General features: G+C 73.0%; 18 protein-coding genes. 10 read left to right on the top strand and 8 right to left on the bottom strand.

Annotation, left to right across the window (positions count from 1 at the left end; translation table 11 throughout):
* Positions 1-10: 10 nt before the first annotated feature.
* The 4 genes from MKW14_RS08575 to MKW14_RS08590 all read right to left on the bottom strand — a co-directional run bounded on the left by MKW14_RS08575 (position 11) and on the right by MKW14_RS08590 (position 3,280).
* Entirely contained in the window at positions 11-979 is a 969-nt protein-coding gene (locus tag MKW14_RS08575) for an acetylxylan esterase (protein WP_240860633.1), read from the bottom strand.
* Between the two features lie 117 nt (positions 980-1,096).
* Positions 1,097-1,690, bottom strand: coding sequence for an Rv1733c family protein (locus MKW14_RS08580; protein ID WP_240860636.1), 594 nt, complete (start codon positions 1,688-1,690; stop codon positions 1,097-1,099).
* A gap of 173 nt (positions 1,691-1,863) precedes the next feature.
* On the bottom strand, positions 1,864-2,670 hold the full coding sequence (locus tag MKW14_RS08585) for a ferredoxin reductase (RefSeq protein ID WP_240861289.1): 807 nt from the start codon (positions 2,668-2,670) through the stop codon (positions 1,864-1,866).
* 4 nt (positions 2,671-2,674) lie between these two features.
* Positions 2,675-3,280, bottom strand: a complete 606-nt coding sequence (locus MKW14_RS08590; RefSeq protein WP_240860638.1) for a sulfite oxidase-like oxidoreductase — start codon at positions 3,278-3,280, stop codon at positions 2,675-2,677.
* 212 nt (positions 3,281-3,492) lie between these two features.
* Here MKW14_RS08590 and MKW14_RS08595 point away from each other — a divergent pair, with 212 nt between their 5' ends.
* Together MKW14_RS08595 and MKW14_RS08600 are read left to right on the top strand one after the other, a co-directional pair.
* A complete protein-coding gene (locus MKW14_RS08595) occupies positions 3,493-4,419 on the top strand; it encodes an NADP-dependent oxidoreductase (RefSeq protein ID WP_240860641.1) in 927 nt (308 codons plus the stop codon).
* On the top strand, positions 4,416-5,126 hold the full coding sequence (locus tag MKW14_RS08600) for a GNAT family N-acetyltransferase (protein ID WP_240860642.1): 711 nt from the start codon (positions 4,416-4,418) through the stop codon (positions 5,124-5,126). The genes MKW14_RS08595 and MKW14_RS08600 overlap by 4 nt, the downstream gene beginning before the upstream one ends.
* Before the next feature lie 53 nt (positions 5,127-5,179).
* Here the strand turns inward: MKW14_RS08600 and MKW14_RS08605 are convergent, their stop codons facing one another.
* Complete coding sequence (locus MKW14_RS08605) at positions 5,180-5,587, bottom strand: MarR family winged helix-turn-helix transcriptional regulator (RefSeq protein WP_276619023.1); 408 nt, start codon at positions 5,585-5,587, stop codon at positions 5,180-5,182.
* Between the two features lie 297 nt (positions 5,588-5,884).
* On the opposite strand from MKW14_RS08605, the gene MKW14_RS08610 reads away from it, so the two are divergent.
* The 4 genes from MKW14_RS08610 (at position 5,885) to MKW14_RS08625 (ending at position 10,220) form a co-directional block, all read left to right on the top strand.
* Positions 5,885-6,667 carry a putative protein N(5)-glutamine methyltransferase gene (locus tag MKW14_RS08610; RefSeq protein ID WP_240860651.1) on the top strand — a complete coding sequence of 261 codons (783 nt, stop codon included), beginning with the start codon at positions 5,885-5,887 and terminating at the stop codon, positions 6,665-6,667.
* A gap of 96 nt (positions 6,668-6,763) precedes the next feature.
* Positions 6,764-7,288, top strand: coding sequence for a PadR family transcriptional regulator (locus MKW14_RS08615; protein ID WP_240860653.1), 525 nt, complete (start codon positions 6,764-6,766; stop codon positions 7,286-7,288).
* Positions 7,285-7,971 (top strand): ABC transporter ATP-binding protein, encoded by a 687-nt coding sequence (locus MKW14_RS08620; RefSeq protein ID WP_240860654.1) that lies wholly within the window; start codon positions 7,285-7,287, stop codon positions 7,969-7,971. The genes MKW14_RS08615 and MKW14_RS08620 overlap by 4 nt, the downstream gene beginning before the upstream one ends.
* Positions 7,968-10,220 carry an FtsX-like permease family protein gene (locus MKW14_RS08625; protein WP_240860662.1) on the top strand — a complete coding sequence of 751 codons (2,253 nt, stop codon included), beginning with the start codon at positions 7,968-7,970 and terminating at the stop codon, positions 10,218-10,220. Before MKW14_RS08620 ends, MKW14_RS08625 begins: the two co-directional genes overlap by 4 nt.
* A gap of 61 nt (positions 10,221-10,281) precedes the next feature.
* On the opposite strand, the gene MKW14_RS08630 is transcribed toward MKW14_RS08625, so the two are convergent.
* Together MKW14_RS08630 and MKW14_RS08635 are read right to left on the bottom strand one after the other, a co-directional pair.
* Positions 10,282-11,022, bottom strand: a complete 741-nt coding sequence (locus tag MKW14_RS08630) for a hypothetical protein (RefSeq protein WP_240860664.1) — start codon at positions 11,020-11,022, stop codon at positions 10,282-10,284.
* A 114-nt stretch (positions 11,023-11,136) separates the two neighbouring features.
* Complete coding sequence (locus MKW14_RS08635) at positions 11,137-13,203, bottom strand: SpoIIE family protein phosphatase (protein WP_240860666.1); 2,067 nt, start codon at positions 13,201-13,203, stop codon at positions 11,137-11,139.
* A 278-nt stretch (positions 13,204-13,481) separates the two neighbouring features.
* Between MKW14_RS08635 and MKW14_RS08640 the strand changes: the two genes are divergently transcribed.
* The 4 genes from MKW14_RS08640 to MKW14_RS08655 all read left to right on the top strand — a co-directional run bounded on the left by MKW14_RS08640 (position 13,482) and on the right by MKW14_RS08655 (position 17,511).
* Entirely contained in the window at positions 13,482-14,357 is an 876-nt protein-coding gene (locus MKW14_RS08640) for a hypothetical protein (protein WP_240860669.1), read from the top strand.
* 105 nt (positions 14,358-14,462) lie between these two features.
* Entirely contained in the window at positions 14,463-14,831 is a 369-nt protein-coding gene (locus tag MKW14_RS08645) for a hypothetical protein (protein ID WP_240860671.1), read from the top strand.
* A 92-nt stretch (positions 14,832-14,923) separates the two neighbouring features.
* On the top strand, positions 14,924-16,939 hold the full coding sequence (locus MKW14_RS08650; RefSeq protein WP_240860679.1) for an oxidoreductase: 2,016 nt from the start codon (positions 14,924-14,926) through the stop codon (positions 16,937-16,939).
* Between the two features lie 20 nt (positions 16,940-16,959).
* Positions 16,960-17,511 carry a PadR family transcriptional regulator gene (locus tag MKW14_RS08655; protein ID WP_240860680.1) on the top strand — a complete coding sequence of 184 codons (552 nt, stop codon included), beginning with the start codon at positions 16,960-16,962 and terminating at the stop codon, positions 17,509-17,511.
* 12 nt (positions 17,512-17,523) lie between these two features.
* Here the strand turns inward: MKW14_RS08655 and MKW14_RS08660 are convergent, their stop codons facing one another.
* Complete coding sequence (locus MKW14_RS08660; protein WP_240860682.1) at positions 17,524-18,072, bottom strand: hypothetical protein; 549 nt, start codon at positions 18,070-18,072, stop codon at positions 17,524-17,526.
* Positions 18,073-18,103 lie beyond the last annotated feature (31 nt).

Raw genomic sequence — 18,103 nt, forward strand, 5'->3', positions numbered from 1 at the left:
GCCGGCTTCCTCAGGCATACGACCGCAGCCAGCGCAGCTTCGTCGCCTCCTGGTAAGGCCCGCCGCCCTCATGGTCGTTGAAGTCGTACACCTCGATCGCCTTGTCCTCGTGGCCCCAGGCGTTGAAGGCCGCGAAGACGGTCGAGGGCGGGCAGGTCTGGTCCTCCAGGGCCGCCGAGAACAGCGCCGGCGCGCGACCGCGGGCGGCGAAGTGGACGCCGTCGAAGTAGGACAGGGTGCGCAGAGCGTCCTCGGAGCGGCCGCGGTGCGTCTTGAGGAACAGGCCGATCTCCCGGTAGGGGTGACGGTCCGTCAGCGTCGCGGCACGCGGGTAGTCGCACAGGAACGGGACGTCCGGCGCCGCAGCCACCAGGTCGGGGACCAGACCGGCGACGGCGATGGTGATGCCGCCGCCCTGGCTCGCGCCGGTCACGACCGTGCGGGAGGCGTCGGTCAGCGGGTGGGAGCGGGCCGCCTCGACGGCACGGACCGCGTCGGTGAACACCCGGCGGTAGTAGTAGTTCTCCGGCGCGTCGATGCCGCGGGTCATGAAGCCCGGGTAGGCGGGCGCGCCGCCCACCGGGTCCGCGGTGCCGCCCCCGCCGCCCCAGGCGCTGCCCTGTCCGCGGGTGTCCATCACGAAGTGCGCCCGGCCGGTGGACGCCCACAGCAGATGCTCGTGCGGCAGGCCGCGTCCGCCGCCGTACCCGATGAACTCCACCACCAGCGGAACGGGTTCGGCCGCCCCGGCGGGCAGCGTCAGCCAGCCCTTCACCGGGTGCCCGCCGAACCCGGCGAACGTCACGTCATACACCTCGACCGTCGTCAGCCCGGTGTCGACCGGCTCGAAGCGGGCGTCCAGATCGTGCTCGCGGGCCTCCTGCAGGGTCTTGGACCAGAACGCGTCGAAGTCCTCGGGCTCGACGGACGCGCCGCGGTACTCGTGGAGTTCGTCGAGGGGGAGGTCGAACAGGGCCATGTAGGACCGCCTTCGCATAGGGACCGTGCGGATGATCAACACCGTACGTGGGCGATCGGACGGCTGGCCAGACCTTTCCCGGACTGCGCCCGCGCGATCACATCCGCACGGCGGCCGTCAGGGTCCGCCCGCCTGGCGGTGGGTCCACTGCGGCTCCGTGCGGGCCCATTCCCGCTCCCACTCGGTCAGCCGGTGCCCGATGGCCACACGCCGGACGACGGCGTTGCCGAGGACGATCACAGCGGCCGCGCCCCCCGCGGCGCAGACGCCCATGGTGACGGTGTGCTGCCAGATCTGCGTCCGCCCCGGCGGCGGACCCACCGGCCTGCCCAGGGCGTCGAACCACACGTCCACCGTGTCCCCGTGCCGGGTGCCCGCGGGAACGAGCGCCTCGGTGGTGTGCGGCCCGGTGACGGGGTCCGTCCAGCGCACCTTCACCGGGACCGAGTGCTCCCGGCCGCCCTGCACCGCGGGCGGCCGCTCGGGCGTCGCGCCGACGACCACCACACGCGTGCGATGCCGGTCGGCGCGCTCCGCCGATGCCGCCGCGGAGGCCTGGTCGTGCGCCCACCAGCCCGTGACGGCCCCCGCGAGCGGCGCGCCGACGAACAGCAGGAGCGCGACGACCAGCGTCGTCCACGCCTCCACCACGTCCGACCGGCGCCGCAGCGGATTGCGCCGCCAGCGCCAGCCACGCACCCGGGTCCGCATGTCGACCTCCTCGCCGTCACCGCAACCGGAGGGGCCATACATTCAGCCGTACCTGCTTGGTCCGTATTGTCCCTCCGGACCGAGTACGCGCGCGAGTGCCCATGGAAATCGGGTACCCAGCGCCTCGAAGATCGCTCACCGTGAACGGCTGTGACGACCTCGGTGTCCGGCCGTCAGCCGAAGCGTTCGATGCGGATCCGGTCCACGGGCTGGCCGGCCTCGACCAGCAGCCGCGAGGCGTGCTCGGCGAAGGCGTTCGAGCCGCACACATAGGCCTCCCACCCACCCTCGGGCGGCTCGGCCAGGAGCGGCGCCACATGTGCGGCGGCCATACGTCCCACCGCCACGCCCTCTGGCGCCTTGCGCGTGAACACGGGCGTCGTCTCGGCGCCCAACTCCCGCGCGTAAATGAGCTCCTCGGGGCTGCGCGCGGACACCAGCAGGCGCAGCGGCACATCGAGATCGCGCGCCCGGTGGTGCCGGACCATCGACATCAGCGGTACGACCCCGGAGCCCGCGCCGACCAGCAGGGCGGGCCGGTCGCCGGGCCAGGCGAAGAACCCGCTCACCGGACCGCGCACCTCCACCTCGTCGCCCGGCTCGGCCACCGTGTGGAACCAGCCGGAGACCTCGCCGCCCTCCACGTGGTCCAGGGTCAGCTCGATGTGCCCGCTGTCGTCCGGCGCGGAGGCGATCGAGTAGTGGCGCTGGGCCACATAGCCGTCCTCGGCGGTCAGCCGCAGCATCAGGTGCTGGCCCGGAAGGTGCCCCGGCCAGTGGGGCACCGCGAACCGGAACGTCGAGGCGTACGGCGTCTCACGGCGGACCTCGGTCAGGGTGGCCGTCTGCCAGACAGCGGCGGCCTGGTCGCCCACGGCGATACGGCCGGGCACGGCGAAGCGCGTCGGGGGAGTGAAGGAGGGAGAGGGGGCCGTCGCCGGAGACGGGGTCGCTGCGGGGGAAGGCGTCGCCGCCGTCATCTGCTCAGTCACCGGAGTACCGCTGCTCCTGCCACGGGTTGCCGCGCTCGTGGTAGCCGTTCCGCTCCCAGAAACCCGGCTCGTCGTGGTCGAGGAGCCGGATGCCCGCGATCCACTTGGCGCTCTTCCAGAAGTACAGATGCGGCACCAGCAGCCGCGCCGGCCCGCCGTGCTCGGGAGCCAGCGGCTCGCCCTCGTAGGTGAACGCGATCCAGGCCCGCCCGCCGGTCAGGTCCGCCAACGGCAGGTTCGCGGTGTACCCGGTGTGCGAGTAGGCGACGGCATGCGTGGCGGACGCCCGGGGCCGCACCACGTCGAGGAAGGCGTCCAGCGACACGCCCCCGAACCGGACCCCGAACTTCGACCAGCTCGTCACACAGTGGATGTCGCCCTCGTAGGCCGACGCCGGCAGCGCGTGCGCCGCGTCCCAGTCCCAGGTGCACGGCCGCTCGACCAGCCCGTCGACGCGGAACGTCCAGTCGGCCGGCGCCAGCTCGGGGGTGACCTCCGCGGACAGGACGGGCCAGGCGTCGCCCGTGTCGTACTGGCCGGGCGGGAGGCCCGGACGGTGGGCGCGGGCGCGCCCGGTGAAACCTCGGGTGACGTTCATACGGATCCAGCGGGACGGAGGTGATGGCCTACCCGGTCAACCGTACGTGCCGCCCGGACCCGCCCCGGCCCCGGGCCGCCCGTCGATCATTAAAGACGTATGAACACTCCCCCGCCCCGGGAATAGCGCCCCCCGCCCGCGCCTTGCCGCCTGATGCCGGAACCGGTGTCCCGTGCGACCGGTGACCACGCGGCAGCGAAGGAGAGTGGAACATGCCCAAGGCGTACGTCTACACGCGCTTCGGCGGACCGGAGACCGAGGCCCTCGTCGACCTGGACCGGCCGAGCCCCGGCCCCGGGCAGGTGCTTGTCGCGGTGCGTGCCGCGGGTGTGAACCCCGTCGACTGGAAACTGCGCACCGGCTACCGCCGCCCCGGGGAGAGCGGTGAGCCGGTGTTTCCGGTGGTGCTGGGCAACGAGGTCTCCGGTGTCGTCGTCGAGACCGGTGCCGACGTGACCGGGTTCGCAGTCGGGGACGAGGTGTTCGGGAACACCGCGACCGGCGGTTATGCCGAGTACACGCTGCTGCCCGCCGACGTCACGGCGCACCAGCCGGCCGGCCTCTCCTTCCGGGACGCGGCCACCCTCCCGGTCGCGGCGGCGACCGCGTACGACGGCGTCCACCAGCTCGGCCTGCCCGCCGGCGCGACCCTCCTGGTCACCGGCGCGGGCGGCGGGGTCGGCAGCGCGGCCGTGCAGATCGCCCGCGCCCTCGGCCTGCGGGTGGTGGGCGTCGCGAGCGAGACCAAGAAGGACTTCGTGGAGGCGCTGGGCGCGGTGCACGTCCCCTCGGGACCGGACCTTGCGGCGCGGGTGCGCGCGGCGGCGCCCGACGGTGTGGACGGCGTCTACGACCTGGTCGGCGAGGAGGTGCTCACCGAGGCGGCGACCCTGCTCGACGACCGGACGAAGCTGATCACCGCCGCCGCGCCACCCGCGACCGTCGAGGAACTCGGCGGCGCCCGGGTAGCCCGGGCCCGCAACGCGGCCGTCCTGGACGCGGTCGCCCAGCTGGTGCTCGACGGCGACCTGGACCCGCACGTGACCGGCGCCTACCCGCTGGAGCGGGCCGGCGAGGCGCTGCGCGCGGTCGAGGACGGCCACGCGCGCGGCAAGATCGTGATCGAGGTCGCCGCGTGAGCCACGTCCTGGACAACCCCGCCCTCGCCTCCCTGACCGGCCCGCACGCCCACTTCGCCGAGTGGCACGGGCGGGTGGTGCGCTACCCGGTCGACGTGACGCCCTGGCTGGCGCTGCCCGACGAGCCCGGCGCCGCTGACTGGGCCGACCTCGCGGCCCTCGCGGGCCCCGGCGCCGAGGTGCCGCTGCTCGGCTTCAGCGGCGCGGTGCCGGTGGGCTGGGAGGTCACCTTCCACATCGAGGGTGTGCAGCTGGTCGACGACGGCCTCGACGCCGCGCCCGAGCCGGAAGCCGTCCGCCTCGGTCCCGCCGATGTCCCCGAGATGCTCGACCTGGTCGAACGCACCCGGCCCGGTCCGTTCCTGCCCCGCACCGTCGAAATGGGCACCTACCTGGGCATACGGCGGGACGGCGCGCTGATAGCGATGGCGGGGGAGCGGCTGCACCCGCCGGGCTGGACCGAGATCAGCGCGGTCTGCACGGACCCCGCCTTCCGTGGCGAGGGCCTCGCGACCCGGCTGATCCGCGCCGTCGCCCACGGCATACGGGAACGCGGCGAGACGCCGTTCCTGCACACCGGCGCCGGCAACACGAACGCCCTCCGCCTCTACGAGTCCCTCGGCTTCCGACTGCGCCGCACCACCACGTTCGGCGCGGCCCGCGTACCCGAACACCTGGCGGACGCACAGGCCGTCACGGTCGCTTAGCGCCCGCCGGGACGGCGCGGCCGATCGCGCCGTCCCGGACGCGAACACCGGGGTCAGTCCGACGAGTTGGCGCCGTCCGGACGCACCCACGCGTTGTAGCGCACCAGACAGCTGGCGAACCGCTCCAGATCCTCCGCCGGCCAGTCCTCCAGCCGCTCGCGGAAGGCGGCCCGGCGGCTGTCGGTGACCTGCGCGAGGATCTCGCGGCCCGCGTGGGTCAGATGCAGCACCTGGACGCGGTGGTCGTCCGCGTCCAGGCGCCGCTCGATCAGCCGGGCCCGCTCCAGCGCGGCCACCTGGCGGCTGACCGTCGACTTGTCCAGGGCGTAGTGGGCCGCCAGATCCGTGGCCCGGCAACCGCCGCTCTCCTCCAGATGTCCCAGCAGCGTGTACGACACCAGGGACAGCTCGGGGTGCATCCGTCCCGCCGACGCCCGGGCGCGGCGGGCGAAGACCGTCATCTCGCGCTGAATCGTCTCCACGGCCTCGTCCGCGTCCACTCGGCTCCTCCTCCGTCGCGACCCCTCTAGTTGTACAGTACAACTCGAAGGGAGAGTTGTATAAGCCAACCATGTGGGGCTGTGCTCAAGTCCGGTAGTGTTTCCGTCCGGCCGCGGAACTTCCCGCCGCCGGAACGAGGAGGTGAGACCCATTAGCGCTGTGGCAGCCCGGGTGCTCCCTCCTCTGGTCGAAGCGGATCGCCGCCGATAGGTGACCGCGAGAGCGCCCTTCGTCCCACCGAAAGGCTCTCGGCTTCCATGCCCTCATCTCCCTCGTCGGTCGAATCCGTCGCCGCCGTCCTGCGCTCGGCGGGCTGCGTGTTCGCCGAGGACGAGGCCCGGTTGATCGTCTCCCAGGCCCGCAGTCCGCGGGAACTCACCGCCCTGGTCGACCGCCGCGCGGCCGGTCTCCCCCTCGAACTCGTCCTGGGCTGGGCGGAGTTCCGCGGCCTGCGCATCTTCGTCGAACCCGGCGTCTTCGTGCCCCGCCGCCGTACCGAGTTCCTCGTAGAGCAGGCCCTCGCCCAGGCGCCCGGGGCGTCCGTCGTGGTGGACCTGTGCTGCGGCTCGGGCGCCGTCGGCACCGCTCTGGCCACCGCGCTCGGCGACGCCGAACTGCACGCGGCCGACATCGACCCGGCCGCGGTGCGCTGCGCCCGCCGCAATGTCGCCGGCGTCGGCGGACACGTCCACGCGGGCGATCTGTTCGCCGCGCTGCCGGCCGGCCTGCGGGGCCGCGTCGACATCCTCGCGGCCAACGTGCCGTACGTCCCCACCGGCGAAGTGGGCCTGCTGCCCGCCGAGGCCCGCGACCACGAACCACTGGTGGCCCTCGACGGCGGCACGGACGGGCTCGACGTCCTGCGCCGGGTCGCGGCCGAGGCGCCGCACTGGCTGGCGCCGGGCGGCTGTCTGCTGGTCGAGACGAGCGAGGCGCAGGCGCCCGCGGCCGTCGAGGCGTTCACCGCGGCCGGACTGACGGCCCGTCTGGCGGTCTCGGAGGAGTGGTACGCCCAGGTGGTGATCGGCACCAGGCGGTAGCTGCCCGGCGGACGCCGAACTCGTCGAACCGAACTCGTCGAACCGAACTCTCAGCAGATATACACTCGGAGTATATCCCTGGTGTATGGTCCCCTCATGAGTGTTCCTCTCACCCTGTTGGGGCTGTTGGAGCGAGAGCCGAGCCACGGCTACGACCTCAAGCGCGACTACGACACCTTCTTCAACCGCGGCAAGCCGCTGCCCTACGGGCAGGTCTACACAACGCTCGGCCGGTTGGCGCGGGACGGGAAGGTCATCGCCGGCGAGGCGGAGCCCGGGGTCGGCCCCGAGCGCAAGCGTTACGTGATCACCGAGGCGGGGGCCACCGAGTTCGAGACCTGGCTCACCGAGCCGGTGGCCCCCGAGCCCAGTCTGCAGACCACGCTGTTCACCAAGGTCGTCCTGGCCCTGATGCTCGGCCGCGACGCCCAGCAGTACCTCGACACGCAGCGGGCCGCCCACCTGGAGCGGATGCACGAGCTGACGAAGCTGCGCCGCAACGGCCCGATCGTCGACGCCCTGCTCGCCGACCACGGCCTGTTCCATCTGGAGGCCGACCTGCGCTGGATCGAGCTGACCGCGGCCCGGATGGACACGCTGGCAGCGGCGGTGCGCGCATGAGCGCCCTGATCGAGGCCCGCGACCTCACCCTCTCCTTCGGCGAGACCCCCGCCCTGCGCGGCGCCAGTCTGGCCATCGAGGCCGGCGAGGTGTTCGCCGTGATGGGCCCGAGCGGCTCGGGCAAGTCCACCCTGCTGCACTGCCTGGCCGGCATCCTCACCCCCGACTCGGGCGAGGTGCACTTCGACGGACGCCGCATCGACACCCTGAACGAGGCCGAGCGCAGCGCCCTGCGCCTGAACAGCTTCGGCTTCGTCTTCCAGTTCGGCCAGCTCGTCCCCGAGTTGACCGCCGAGGAGAACGTCGCCCTGCCGCTGCTGTTCTCCGGCGTCCGCAGGGCGGCCGCGCTCGCCGAGGCACGGCCCTGGTTCGCCCGGCTGGGACTGGACGGCCTGGAGCGGCGCCGTTCCGGGGAGTTGTCGGGCGGTCAGGCGCAGCGCGTGGCGCTGGCCCGTGGCATGGTGACCCGGCCCAAGGTGCTCTTCGCCGACGAGCCGACCGGGGCGCTGGACTCGCTGACCGGCGAGCAGGTGATGGACCTGATGATGGACGCGGCCCACGAGGCGGGCACCACCGTCGTCCTGGTGACCCACGAGCCCCGGGTCGCCGCGCACGCCGACCGGGAGGCCATCGTGCGGGACGGCAGGGCCACCCTGCTCACGAGCGGACGGATCGCCTCGTGATCGCCTTCGCGCTCCGCCTCGCGGTCAGCGGCGGCCGGGAGGCCCTCGCCCGGCTGGCCATGATCGCCGCCGCGGTCGCCATCGGCGTCGGGCTGCTGCTGTCCACCTTCGCCAGCATGAACGCCGTCGAGCGGACGAACCAGCGGCAGGTGTGGCTCGACACCGGCGCCCCCGGCCGCACCGAGAGGGCGTCGGCGGACCCGCTGTGGTGGTGGCCGCACGGCGACCACTACGACGGCAAGTCCCTCACCGAGGTCGACGTCGCCGCGACCGGCCCGGACTCGCCGGTCCCGCCCGGCCTGACGCGCCTGCCGGTGCCGGGCGAGTACTACGCCTCACCCGCGCTGGCCAAGCTGATCCGCGACACTCCCGCCGACCAGTTGGGCGACCGTTTCCCCGGGCGGCTCATCGGCACGGTCGGCGACGCCGCCCTGGCCTCCCCGGACGCACGGATCGCCGTCATCGGCCGTACCCCCGCCCAGATCAAGGGCGCACCAGGGGCGAGGACGGTCACCAGCATCGCCGAGACCCGGCCGGTCACCTGTGACAACGAGTGCTGGGACAACGCCGTGCGCGGCGACGCGCTGACGCTCATCTCCTCCGTCGTGGCGGGGGCGCTGATCTTCCCGGTGCTGATCTTCATCGCCACCGCGACCCGGCTGTCCGCCGCCACACGTGAACAGCGCTACGCCGCGATGCGCCTGGTCGGCGCCACTCCCCGGCAGGTGTCACTGATATCGGCGGTGGAGTCCGCGCTGGCGGCGGCCGTAGGAACAGTGTTCGGCTTCGGGCTCTACGCCGCGCTGCGCCCGCTGGTCGCCACCATTCCGCTCACCGGGCAGCAGCGGTTCTTCCTCTCGGACCTGACCCTCCACGCACCCCAGGCCCTCGGCGTCGCCGTCGGCGTGCCGGTGGCGGCGGCGATCGCGGCGCTCCTGGCACTGCGCCGGGTCACCGTCTCCCCGCTCGGCGTGAGCCGCCGGGTGACCCCGCGCCCGCCGAGCGCCTGGCGGCTGGTCCCGCTGCTCGCGGGCCTGGCCGAACTGGCGTACTTCGTCTTCGTCGGTCGCCGCCCGGCGACCGGGAACGGCCAGACGGCGGCCTACCTCCCGGGCTTCCTGATCGTGATGCTGGGCCTGGTCATCGCCGGGCCGTGGCTGACCATGATCGTCGCCCGGGCGGCCGCCCGGCGCACCCGACGTCCGGCAGCGCTGATCGCGGTACGGCGGCTCGCCGACGACCCGAAGGCAGGCTTCCGCGCCGTCAGCGGCCTCGTCCTGGCCCTGTTCGTGACCACCGCGACCGTCAGCATCATCGGCACCATCAACGACTACCGCGGCACGCTGGGCGGCGACCGGCAGACCCGCACGGTGGTGGAGGTCGGCAGCGACGGCCAGCCGCCGCTGGGCGGGACCATGCCGGCCCGGCTGCTCACCGAGATGCGGGCGATGCCCGGCGTGCGGGGCGTGGCGGTCGTCCACGCCAACCCCGACGGCGTCGGCAAGGTGGTGCACCGCAGACTCCACCCGGGCGAGCCGCCCCCGCAGGCACCGGCGCTGGTGACCTGCTCGGACCTGGCGCAGACCCCCATGGTGGGCCGCTGCCCGACCGGTGCGAAGGTCACGGCCGTCGACTTCTTCGCGTTCGTCAGCCTGCAGTCGCAGTCGAACCTGCGGTGGCCCGCCGCCGGGATCAGCCCAGCGGCCGTCGCCAAGCTGCCCGTACAACTCGTCTACGTGGCCACCGACGGGTCGAAGGCCGCCATGGAACGGGTACGGACCGTGCTCACCACCGCCTACCCGCACCAACAGGCCCGCACGGTGGGCGACTGGGGCACCGACCTGCAGCAGGAACTGGCCGGTTGGCGGCAGCTGGCCGACGTGGTGCTGATGACCACCCTGCCGATCGCGGGCTGCAGCCTGGCGGTGAGCGTGGTCGCGGGTCTGTCGGACCGCCGCCGCCCCTTCGCGCTGCTGCGGCTCACCGGCGCCCCGCTGCGGTTGCTGCAGCGGGTGATCGGACTGGAGAGCACCCTGCCGCTGCTGGCCGTGGCCGCGATCTCCATCGGTGCGGCCTTCGCCGCCTCGGCCCTGTTCCTGAAATCGCAGATGCGCTACGACCTGGTGTCGCCGGGCGTGGCGTACTACGCGGTGGTCGCGGGCGGACTGGCCGTCGCCCTCGGGATCATCGCCTCCACCCTGCCCCTGCTCAGACGCATCACCGGCCCCGAAGCCGCCCGCAACGGCTGACGTGCCTCCGCCGCACCCACACGGCACGGGACCGGCCCGGTCCTGTCCGGCGACCGCTCCCTCAGGTCGTGGCCCCGTTGCCCGACGGGCTCGTCGACGGGGACGGCATCCGCCAGTCGCGGGGGCCGTGGCCGCCGAAGCCGCCGCGCCAGCCGCCCGGGTTCCGGTCGCCGGGGCCCTTGTCGACGAAGGTCCCCGACAGGACGCGGGTGGCGGTGCGGGTGCCGTCGTCCGCGCGGGTGCCGACCAGGACCGCGGTCTCGCCCTGCTTGAGGCCGTCGGTCCCGGAGCCCTTGGTGCCGTCGTGCAGGGTCGTGGTGTCCGAGTTCAGGGTCCATGTCCAGGAGGCGCCGTCCTCGCTCTTGACGGTGACCTGGTCGCCGGAGATCTTCTCGACGGTGCCGCGCTGCCAGACCCGGACCACCCACTTGCCGGTGTCCTGGTCCTTCACGGTGGCCTCGCCGTGCACGCCCATGCCGCCGAAGTCGAACCACCGGCCGCCGTGCCGCCCCTCGGGCCCGCTCGGGGACGGCGACGCGGAGCCGGACGCGGACGGGGTGGCGCCGCCGCCCGAGCTGCCGGAGGTCGTCGCGTAGGCGACGGTGCCGCCGAGGGCCAGCACGGCGACCGTGGCCGCCGCGATCACCGCGCGGGACCGGGCGGAGCGCCGCCGCCAGACCCTGTCCCAGGCCTCGCCCGACGCGGGCTCGGCCCCGCCCGGGCCCGTCATCACTTCCCAGTCCGGTGTCGTCTCGCCATGCCGGTCCGGCGGTCCTCCGGCAGTGGGTTCCTGATCCGTCACGGCTCGCTCCCATCGGCCACGGCACCGGGCATCCGTATGCCACACCTACCTGTGATTGTGCGATGGGCACGATAAGGATCAGGTAATCAACAGCTGTGAGAACGGGCGTACGGGTCAGCGCGGCTGCTGGACCCGGGCGATGAGCAGGGCCACGTCGTCGGAGTTGTCCGGCTGGTGCAGGGTGCGCAGCAGCATGTCGCAGACCTCCTCCAGCGGGCGGTCGGGGCCGTCGAGCAGTTCCAGGAGCGCGTCCAGGCGTTCGTCGAGGGGGTGCTGGCGGGTCTCGACGAGGCCGTCGGTGTAGAAGACCAGCCGGTCGCCGGGATCCAGGTCGACCGTGGTGGTGGAGAAGGCGACCCCGCCGACGCCCAGCGGCGCCCCGGTGGGCAGTTCCAGCAGCTCCGGGGGGTGCCCCGCACGCAGCCGGGCCGGCGGCAGGTGCCCGGCGTTGGCGATGCGGCACTGCCGCAGCTCGGGGTCGTGGACGGCGTACACGCAGGTGGCGATGGAGTGGTCCAGGCCCTCGGTGATCCGGTCGAGGTGCTCCAGGAGCCGGGCCGGGTCGAGGTCGAGGGAGGCGAGGGTGTTGGTCGCGGTGCGCAGCCGGCCCATGGTGGCCGCCGCGTTGATGCCGCTGCCGATCACGTCGCCGACGACGAGCGCGGTCTTGCCGCCCTCCAGCGGGATCACGTCGAACCAGTCGCCGCCGACCTCGCTGGTGGCGCCCGCGGGCTGGTAGCGGGAGGCGACCTCCAGGCCGCCGGTGACCGGCGGATGGCTGGGCAGCAGGCTGCGCTGCAGGGTGAGGGCGGTGTCACGGGCGTTCTGGTACCAGCGGGCGTTGTCGATCTGCACCGCCGCCCGCGCGGCCAGCTCACGGGCGAGCAGCAGGTCGTCCTCGCTGAACGGCAGCGGATTGCGGGTCCGCTTGAGGTCCAGGGCGCCGAGCACCTCGCCGCGCGCGATCAGCGGTACCGCCAGATAGGAGTGCACACCCGCCTCGGCGAGCTGCCGTGCCGCCTCCTCGGAGCAGGCGATGCGCGGCAGGTCGGCCTCCTCGACCTCGGCCACCATGACGGGCCGGGCCGTGCGCACGCACTCGGTGACCAGCCGGTCGGGGCCGTAGCGGGCCACCTGGCCCGGCGGGTCGGCGGCCGCCAGCGCCTCGGGGGTGTCGTACGCCCGCACGGCCAGGGCCCGTATCTCGGCCGGCTCCGTGGGACCCAGGGTGCTGCGTCTGCCCTGGGCCACCGCCTCCAGCAGGTCCACGGCCGCCACGTCGGCCAGCTCCGGCATCGCCACGTCCGCCAACTCCCAGGCGGTGCGGTCCAGTTCCAGCGTGGTGCCGATCCGGGCCGAGGCGTCCGCGATGAGTGTCAGGCGCCGCCGCGCGGCCTCCGCCTCCACCCGCGCCCGGTGCTCCTCGGTGGTGTCGAGGATCGACCCGGCCACTCCCAGGACGTGCCCGAACGCGTCCTCCAGCCGGTACAGCGAGATCGACCAGGCGCGCTCCTCGTCCGGCTCGGCCGGGGTACGGCCCACGGTCCGCTGGTCCACCAGCGGCTGCCCGGTCTCCAGCACCCGGCGCACCGCCGCCTCCAGCGCCTCGACCTCCAGGTTGGGCACGACCTCGCCGATACGGCGGCCGATGTGGTCCTCGGCGGGCACCCCGTTCAGCCGCTCCAGGGCCGGGTTGACGGAGACGTACCGCAGCTCGGTGTCCAGGACGGCCAGTCCGATGGGGGACTGCGCGATCATCCGCGTGGACAGCGCCACGTCCCGCTCCAGCTGCCGTACCGTCGACCGGTCGGCGCACAGGCCCAGCGCGAAGACGTCGCCCCCGTCGTCCAGCAGCCGCATGTTGCGGAACTCCACCAGACGGGTGCTGCCGTCCCTGCGCCGGACGGGGAAGGCGCCGGCCCAGCTCTGGCCGGTCACCATCACGTCGGCGAACAGCTTCACGACCAGGTCGAGGTGCTGCTCGTGGACCATGATCCGGGCCGCGTACTGGCCGAGGGCCTCCTTGGCCGGATAGCCGAACAGCTCCTCGGCCTGCGGGCTCCACAGCACGATGCGTCCTTCGGCGTTCAGGACCACCGAGGCCACGCCCAGGACGTCGAGCAGACTGCTCGGGCGTACCGACTCGTCGCCGTCGGTCACCGGAAACCCAGGTGCACTCATTCCACGCACCGCCCTCGTTCCTTGACGCGGCACGCCGTTCCCCCGTGCCGACTCCCCTGTTCTACCGCGCTCAACCGTGCCTGTGACGCCTGCGTCGCCCACCTCCACCATCCCTCGACACCGGCGGCGGCGTCCTCGCGGTGGTGACGACAGTACCGGCCACGGACCGTCGCCGGAGCGACGGCCCCCGTTACCGATCTGGTCTGTACATGACCATCTGGCGCCGCCAGACTGTCCGCCGAGCAGGCCCGCCCCCACCTCCACCGAGGAGCCCTCCCATGCCTCTGCGCGCCCGGCGACGTCGTCACGCGGCCCTGACCGCGGCCCTCGCCCTCGCCACCGCCGCCCTGCTGTCCGCCGCCCCGCCCGCCTCCGCCGCCGACACCTGGACCGAGGTCGGCTCCGACCGCGCCGACCCGCTGACCGAGAGCCAGGGCCTCACCTCCGTCGAGGTCCCGGTCGGCAGCCCCAACCGCTACACCGGCATCGGCACCATCCCCCTCGGCGTCTCCAGCCGGGGCTGGAACCACGTCGGCGACCCCGACGCCTCCTCCAACGGCTACTACGTCGAGCCCTACCAGGCCGACTCCGGCACCGCGAAGATGTACCGCGTCCAGGCGCCGGACGGCAGCTGGTCCGAGTACGTCCACACGCTGAGCCCCGGGGAGGCGCTGAACAACTCCTGGGACGCGATCTCCCCCGACGGTCAGTGGATGCTGTCGGGGGAGTACGGCACCATGACCCGCTTCCTGGTCTTCCCGACACCCGGCGTCAACGCGAGCACCTCGCCCACGGCGAACCTCCCGCAGGTCGCCACCGTCAACCTCGACCACGCCGTCCGTGACGTGCAGGGCTGCGACTTCTCCGGGCCCACGACCCTGCTGTGCTCCTCCGACGACCCCGCGGGCACGCTCTTCGGCATCACCAAGCCGCTGCTCCAGGTCGACCTGTCCGCCGCGCCGAACGGCACATCGGACGTCTCCGGCCATGTCACCGCCCTGCGCCGGCTGCCCCTGCGCAGCGGCTGCTCGGGCACCTTCGAGGCGGAGGGCATCGACTACGACCGCCGGGACGGCACCCTGCGCGTGATCGTCGTCTCGCCGGGCTTCTGCGTGCTGACGGACAGCAAGACCTACCGCTTCAGGAAGAGCTGAGCCGCTCGCTGGTACGGCCCGGGCAGTGGTGCTTTTCTGGGGATGTGACGCGGTTCGCCGGGGACCCGCCGGGCCGCGTCGCAGCCCATGAGAGGAGCGATCACGATGGACCGTGAGCGACTGCACGAGGAGCCGGTCTCCCTCGAGATCAGCGGATGCAGCAAGGAGGACGCGCGGATCGTCTTCGACACGCTGTGCGCGTGCTTCGAGTCCGACCGGGGCGCCGACGAGGTGCCGCAGCAGCTGCACGAGACACGGCCGATGGTGTGGCTCGGCACGTTCGAGGTGACGGACGCGCACGAGTGTCCCCTGCCGACTCGTCTGTCGTCCTCCGTCGAGCTGGACGCGCAGGGGGGTTACTGGGCGATCGAGCGGCTGCGGAGCACCTTGGAGCCGTTGTTCACGGTGCGGGACCTGTCGTCGGCCTCCGGGGACCAGGAGCGGGAGCTGCATGTGATCTTGGAGAGCCGCTGAGGTCCGGCCCCCCTCCTCGTTTGTGCAACTAGTTGCACAAACCCGGTGCGGTCCTCTACAACTGAGGGACCACACCGCGACGGAGGGGCGCCATGAGCCGTTACCCGCATCTGCTGAACCCGCTCGACCTGGGCTTCACCACGCTGCCCAACCGCGTCCTCATGGGCTCCATGCACGTCGGCCTGGAGGAGGCCGAGCGCGGCTTCGAGCGGATGGCGGAGTTCTACGCCGCCCGGGCACGCGGCGGCGTGGGCCTGATCGTCACCGGCGGTATCGCGCCCAACGAGGCCGGACGGCCGTACGCGGGCGGGGCGAAGCTGACCACCGACGCGGAGGCCGAGCAGCACGCGGTGATCACCGAGGCCGTGCACCGCGAGGGCGGCCGGATCGCGATGCAGATCCTTCACTTCGGGCGGTACGCCTACCACGATGACCTGGTGGCGCCGAGCCCGCTGCAGGCGCCGATCAGCCCCTTCGTGCCCCGGGAGCTGACCGACGCCGAGGTCGAGCAGACCGTCGAGGACTACGCCCGAGCCGCCCGGCTGGCCCGGCGGGCCGGGTACGACGGCGTCGAGATCATGGGCTCCGAGGGTTACCTCATCAACGAGTTCATCGCCGCACAGACCAACCACCGCACCGACCGCTGGGGCGGCTCCTGTGACAACCGCATGCGTTTCCCGGTCGAGATCGTCCGGCGGGTGCGCGAGGCCGTCGGCGAGGACTTCATCATCGTCTACCGGCTGTCCATGCTGGACCTGGTCCCCGGCGGCTCCACGCTCGACGAGGTGATCACGCTCGCCCAGGCCGTCGAGGCGGCCGGTGCGACGATCATCAACACCGGCATCGGCTGGCACGAGGCCCGTATCCCCACCATCGCCACCTCCGTGCCGCGCGGCGCCTACACCTGGGTCACCAAGCGGCTCATGGGCCGGGTGTCGATCCCGCTCGTCACCACCAACCGCATCAACACCCCGGAACTCGCCGAGGAGTTGCTCGCCGAGGGGTACGCGGACATGGTGTCGATGGCCCGACCGATGCTCGCCGACCCGGACTTCGTCGCCAAGGCCGCGGCCGGGACGCCCGAGGCCGTCAACACCTGCATCGGCTGCAACCAGGCCTGTCTCGACCACACCTTCAGCGGGAAGATCACCTCCTGCCTGGTCAACCCGCGCGCCTGCCACGAGACCGAGCTCGTGCTCTCGCCGACCCGTCTGACCAAGCGCGTCGCCGTCGTCGGGGCCGGCCCCGCCGGGCTCGCCTGCGCCGTGTCCGCGGCCGAACGCGGCCACACCATCACGCTGTTCGACGCCGCGAGCGAGATCGGCGGCCAGCTCAACGTGGCCCGCAAGGTCCCCGGCAAGCAGGAGTTCGACGAGACCCTGCGCTACTTCCGCCACCAGCTCGCCGCCCACGGTGTGGACGTACGCCTGAACACCCCTGTCGAAGCAGCTGACTTGGCGGACTACGACGAGGTGGTCGTCGCCACCGGCGTCACCCCGCGCACCCCGGACATCCCGGGTGTCGACCACCCGAGTGTCGTCGGCTACCTCGACGTCCTGCGCGGCGAGGCGCCCGTCGGCGAGCGTGTCGCCATCCTCGGCGCCGGCGGCATCGGCTTCGACGTCGCCGAGTTCCTGACCGACGGCGGCGACGCGGCGGGCGAGGACCCGGAGACGTACTTCCGTCAGTGGGGCGTCGACATGGACTACCGGGCGCCCGGTGGGCTCGCCGCACCGAAGCGCACCGCCCCGCCGCGGACCGTGCACCTGCTGCAGCGCAAGCCGTCGAAGGTCGGCGCGGGCCTCGGCAAGACCACCGGCTGGATCCACCGCACCGAGCTCAAGCACCGCGGAGTCACCATGGTCCCGGGCGTGCGCTACGACCGCATCGACGACGCCGGACTGCACATCACCGTCGGCGAGGAGTCCACCGTCCTGCCCGTCGACACCGTCGTGCTGTGCACCGGCCAGGAGCCGCGCCGCGACCTGTACGAGGAACTGGCCGCCGCCGGGCACGCCGCGCACCTGATCGGCGGCGCGGACGTGGCCGCTGAGCTGGACGCCAAGCGCGCGATCAAGCAGGGCACCGAGGTCGCGGCCGCCCTGTAGGGCGTCCCTAGGATGTGCCCATGTCCCTTCCGCACGCGATCCTCACCGCCCTGCTCGAGAAGCCGTCCTCGGGACTGGAGCTGACCCGCCGCTTCGACCGGTCGATCGGCTACTTCTGGTCGGCGACGCATCAGCAGATCTACCGCGAGCTGGGGAAGCTGGAGGCCGACGGTCACATCCGGGCGCTGCCCACCGAGCAGCCGGCCCGCGGGCAGAAGAAGAGCTACGAGGTCCTGCCCGCGGGCCGCGCCGAACTGGCCCGCTGGACCGCCGCCTCCCAGGACCCCCGGCCCCACCGCGACACGCTGCTGCTGCGGCTGCGCGCGTCGGCGGTGGTGGGGACCGAGGGCATCGAGGCCGACCTGCGCCGCCATCTCGACCTGCACCGGCGGCAGTTGGCGGAGTACGAGGAGATCGAGAAGCGCGACTTCCCGCCCGGCCGGGACCAACCCGAGGACAGGCTGCGCCACCTCGTCCTGCGGGCGGGCATCGAACTGGAGACCTTCTGGACCCGGTGGCTCACCGATGCGCTGGAGGAGTTCGGCGAACTGCCCGACTCCGGCCCGGCGTGAGCCCGCCCGCCGTCACAGCCGGTACGGCTTCGAGCGGCGGCGCAGGCACCAGCCGGTCGCGATGACGCCCGCCCCGACCAGCGCGCCGCCCACGCCCAGCGTGACCGGACCGTAGTCCCGGACGGCGCCGCCGAGACCGCCCATGACACCGCGGGACGGCGAGGAGGTGGCGGAGATGGTCGGCGTCGAGGGGGCCGTGACGATGATGGACTGCGTCCCCGCGGTGGTGTTGTCGAAGGAGCAGATCACGATGACGGTGTAGGTGCCGGGGCTCACGCCCTGCCACGCCGCCGACTGCCGGCTGGTCGTCCCGGCGAGCGCCACCTGGCGCCCCTGGGCGAAGCTCGACTGCCTGCTGTTGAGCAGCGAGGCCGTGCCCCACATGCCGCTGCTGCTGGTCTGGTTGCACACGGTGGTCGTCACCGAGACGGTCGAGCCGCTGGTGCTCACCGAGATGCCCGTCCCCACCGCCGAGGCGGACGGGGCGGCCAGGGCCAGGGGCAGCGCGGCGGCGGCTGCCACCGCCAGGCCGGAGCGGATCGGAAGCTGGGAGTTGCGCATCAGGACTGCCCTCCGGCGGCACGGTCGGCGG

Source organism: Streptomyces gilvus (genome assembly GCF_022513565.1).
GTDB classification, from domain to species: Bacteria; Actinomycetota; Actinomycetes; order Streptomycetales; family Streptomycetaceae; genus Streptomyces; species Streptomyces gilvus.

Bases quoted from the DNA above. Each gene is read 5' to 3' on its own strand.
- MKW14_RS08640 (WP_240860669.1), top strand. From the start codon at position 13,482: ATGCCTCTGCGCGCCCGGCGACGTCGTCACGCGGCCCTGACCGCGGCC.
- MKW14_RS08660 (WP_240860682.1), bottom strand. From the start codon at position 18,072: ATGCGCAACTCCCAGCTTCCGATCCGCTCCGGCCTGGCGGTGGCAGCC.
- MKW14_RS08595 (WP_240860641.1), top strand. From the start codon at position 3,493: ATGCCCAAGGCGTACGTCTACACGCGCTTCGGCGGACCGGAGACCGAG.
- MKW14_RS08635 (WP_240860666.1), bottom strand. From the start codon at position 13,203: ATGAGTGCACCTGGGTTTCCGGTGACCGACGGCGACGAGTCGGTACGC.
- MKW14_RS08655 (WP_240860680.1), top strand. From the start codon at position 16,960: ATGTCCCTTCCGCACGCGATCCTCACCGCCCTGCTCGAGAAGCCGTCC.
- MKW14_RS08610 (WP_240860651.1), top strand. From the start codon at position 5,885: ATGCCCTCATCTCCCTCGTCGGTCGAATCCGTCGCCGCCGTCCTGCGC.
- MKW14_RS08620 (WP_240860654.1), top strand. From the start codon at position 7,285: ATGAGCGCCCTGATCGAGGCCCGCGACCTCACCCTCTCCTTCGGCGAG.
- MKW14_RS08590 (WP_240860638.1), bottom strand. From the start codon at position 3,280: ATGAACGTCACCCGAGGTTTCACCGGGCGCGCCCGCGCCCACCGTCCG.
- MKW14_RS08615 (WP_240860653.1), top strand. From the start codon at position 6,764: ATGAGTGTTCCTCTCACCCTGTTGGGGCTGTTGGAGCGAGAGCCGAGC.
- MKW14_RS08585 (WP_240861289.1), bottom strand. From the start codon at position 2,670: ATGACGGCGGCGACGCCTTCCCCCGCAGCGACCCCGTCTCCGGCGACG.
- MKW14_RS08575 (WP_240860633.1), bottom strand. From the start codon at position 979: ATGGCCCTGTTCGACCTCCCCCTCGACGAACTCCACGAGTACCGCGGC.
- MKW14_RS08650 (WP_240860679.1), top strand. From the start codon at position 14,924: ATGAGCCGTTACCCGCATCTGCTGAACCCGCTCGACCTGGGCTTCACC.
- MKW14_RS08645 (WP_240860671.1), top strand. From the start codon at position 14,463: ATGGACCGTGAGCGACTGCACGAGGAGCCGGTCTCCCTCGAGATCAGC.
- MKW14_RS08580 (WP_240860636.1), bottom strand. From the start codon at position 1,690: ATGCGGACCCGGGTGCGTGGCTGGCGCTGGCGGCGCAATCCGCTGCGG.
- MKW14_RS08605 (WP_276619023.1), bottom strand. From the start codon at position 5,587: ATGACGGTCTTCGCCCGCCGCGCCCGGGCGTCGGCGGGACGGATGCAC.